Raw genomic sequence first — 3,295 nt, 5'->3', positions numbered from 1 at the left:
TTCGAGCAGATCGCCGCGCGGCATCCGGATGCCATTGCCGTATCGGGCGACGCCGGCGCGCTCACCTACGCACAGCTCGACGCGCGCGCCAATGCACTCGCGTGGACGCTGCGCGATCTCGGCGCAGGCCCCGAAACGCGCATCGGTCTCGCGTCCGGGCGCGACATTCATTTCGCGATCGGCATGCTTGCCATCCTCAAGACCGGCGCGGCTTACGTGCCGCTCGATTCCGCCTATCCCGACGAGCGCCTGCGCTTCCTCATCGACGACAGCGCAATGATCGCCCTCGTCGGCACGCGCGACGAGCTTGAACGCCTGCCGCGTGCCGATGAGCTGCCGCGTTGCGCGATCGGCCTCGACGATGTCGCCGACGAGCGCGCCCGCGCGGCCCCGCCTCGCGCCGTCTGCGCCGCGCAAGCCGCCTATGTGATCTACACGTCCGGCTCCACCGGCACGCCCAAGGGCTGCATCGTCACTCACGCGAACGTGCTGCGCCTGTTCGACGTCACCCACGAATCGTTCTCCCTTTCTGAACACGACGTGTGGAGCGTCTTCCATTCCACCGCCTTCGACTTCTCCGTCTGGGAACTCTGGGGGGCGCTGCTGCACGGCGCGCAGGCCGCCTTCGTCCCCTTCGAGACGAGCCGCGATCCGCTCGCGTTCGCCGATTTCCTGCGCGCGCAGCGCGTGTCCGTCCTCAGCCAGACGCCTTCGGCCTTCCGCCTGCTCGACCGGCAGCCCGGCTCGCTTCCCGCGCTGCGCCTGGTCGTGTTCGGCGGCGAAGCGCTCGACCCCGCCGCGCTGCGCGACTGGTTCGATCGCTACGGCGACGAGCGCCCTCGTCTCGTCAACATGTACGGCATCACCGAGACCACCGTCCACGTTACCGCGCGCACGCTGCGCCGCGCCGATGCCGACGCGCCGCTCAGCCCGATCGGCGCGCCGCTGGCCGATCTCTCGCTGCGGCTCCTCGATCGTCACGGCGAGCCCGTGCTCGACGGCGTCGCCGGCGAGATTCACGTTGGCGGCGCCGGCGTCGCGCGCGGCTATCTGAACCGCCCCGGGCTCACCGCCGCCCGCTTCCTCCCCGATCCGGACGGCGAGCCCGGCGCGCGGCGTTATCGCGCGGGCGACCTCGCGCGACGCCGCGCCGACGGCGAGATCGTCTATCTCGGCCGTGCCGACCAGCAGATCAAGATTCGCGGCTTCCGGATCGAACCGGGCGAGATCGAGGCCGCGCTGCGCGATCACCCGGACGTGCGCGATGCGGCCGTGGTCGCCGACGACGACGCGCACGGCCATGCGCGACTCGTCGCCTACGCAAGCGCCGCGAACGACGCACCCGACCCCGCCGCGCTGCGCGCGCACCTCGCCGCGCGCCTGCCGGCCCACATGATTCCCGCGCACGTCGTCGTCCTCGACGCGCTGCCGCTCACCGTCAACGGCAAGCTCGACCGCCGCGCGCTGCCCAGGCCCGAAGCCATGGCCGACGACGCCGGCCGCGAACCGCCCGCGACACCCACCGAGCGCCTGCTCGCCGACATCTGGGCCCGCGTCCTCGGCCGCGAACCCGCCCGGCACGACAGCTTCTTCGCGCTCGGCGGCGACAGCATCAATTCGCTCGAAGTCGTCACCGACGCGCGCGCGCGCGGCGTGTATGTCTCGCCCCGCCAGTTGCGCGAATGCCCGACGCTCGCCGCGCTCGCCGAAGCGGTCGATCGCGACCCGCTGCCGCCGCTGGCGGTGTCGGCCGCGCCCGCGCCGTTCGGGCTGCTGTCGGACGCCGACCGCGCGATGCTGCCTGACGGCCTCGAAGACGCGCTGCCGATGTCGCGCCTGCAGCTCGGCATGCTGTTCCATCGCGAGCGCGACGGCGGCGCGGTGTTCCACGACCTATTCCGCTATCGCCTGCGGATTCCCGCGTGGGACGAGGCCGCATGGCGCCGCGCGCTCGCGGCCGTGACGCGCGCGCACGCGACGCTGCGCACCGTGTTCGCGCTCGACGGCTTCTCGATGCCGCTGCAGTTGATCCGCCGCGAAGCCGCCCCCGCGCTGCAAGTGTTCGACTGCCGCACGCCGGACGACGCGGCGCGGCAAGCGGCGCTCGACGCGTTCGTCGACGCCGAGCAGCGGCGCGATTTCGACATCGCGCAAGGCCCGATGCTGCGGCTGTTCATTCATCGCGTCGCCGACGACACGATCCACGTCACGCTGAGCTTTCATCACGCGATCGTCGACGGCTGGAGCGTCGCGACGCTGATGGCGGAGCTCATCGGCCGCGCGTGCGGCGGCCTGCGCGCCGAGGCCGCCAGCGACGCGCCGGTGCTGGCGCTGCACGCGGCCGCCGAACGCGACGCGCTCGCGGACGACGCGCTGCGCCGCGCGTGGCGCGAGCGGCTGGCCCGCCGGCCCGCGACGCTGCTCGCAGGCGATGGCGACGCGGGCGGCGACCCGCACGATTCGAGCCGGACCGCCGGCCGTCGCACGGTTGCGCGTATCGTCCGGCGCGTGTCGCAGCGGGTGTCGGCGTCGCTCGCCGCGCACGCCCGAACGCTCGGCGTCGAGCTACGCACGCTGCTGCTCGCCGCGCATCTGCGCACGCTGTCGATGCTGACCGGATCGGACTGCCCGGTGACGGGCTACGTCGTCCATAACCGGCCCGATCACGCGCTCAGCGCGCGGGCGACCGGCCTCTTTCTCAACACCGTGCCGCTCAGCGCGCGCCTTGCGCCCGCCACGTGGGCCGGGCTGATCCGGCAGGTCTGCGCCGCCGAGCGCGAGATCGACGCGCTCAAGCGCCTGCCGCTCGCCGCTATCGCCGACGAGGCAGGCGCGGGCCGCCTGTTCGACGTCGCGTTCAACTACATCCACTTCCACGTCTATCGCGACGCGCTCGATTTGCCCGGCGTCGCGGTCGTCGACTTCGACGCGCACGAGGAAACCGACTTCCCGCTGCTCGTGCAGTTCGCACGCGACCCGGCCGGCGACGGCTTCGACGTGTCGCTGCATTACGACGTCGCGCGGTTCGGCGCGGCGCAGGTCGAGCGGCACCTCGCGGTGCTCGATGCGGCGCTGCGCGACATCGCGGCCGACGTCGATGCGCCGTGGCTCGCGATGCCGGTCGCCGGCGTGCGCGACTTGCCGGCAACGTCGCGCACGCCGGTCGCGTCGCCGCTGCGGCACGCGAACCTGTGCGATGCGTTCGAGCAGATCGCCGCGCGGCATCCGGATGCCATTGCCGTATCGGGCGACGCCGGCGCGCTCACCTACGCACAGCTCGACGCGCGCGCCAATG

1 protein-coding gene is annotated in these 3,295 nt (G+C 72.7%); it reads left to right on the top strand.

Features of this window, described 5'->3' with window-relative positions; genetic code table 11:
- A partial coding sequence (locus tag HWX36_RS36605) for a non-ribosomal peptide synthetase (protein ID WP_175958565.1) occupies positions 1 to 3,295 on the top strand: 3,295 nt, incomplete at both ends.

This window comes from Burkholderia sp. BCC0405, assembly GCF_902833075.1.
Classification (GTDB): Bacteria; Pseudomonadota; Gammaproteobacteria; order Burkholderiales; family Burkholderiaceae; genus Burkholderia.
This window is presented reverse-complemented; position numbering and strand designations above follow the sequence as displayed.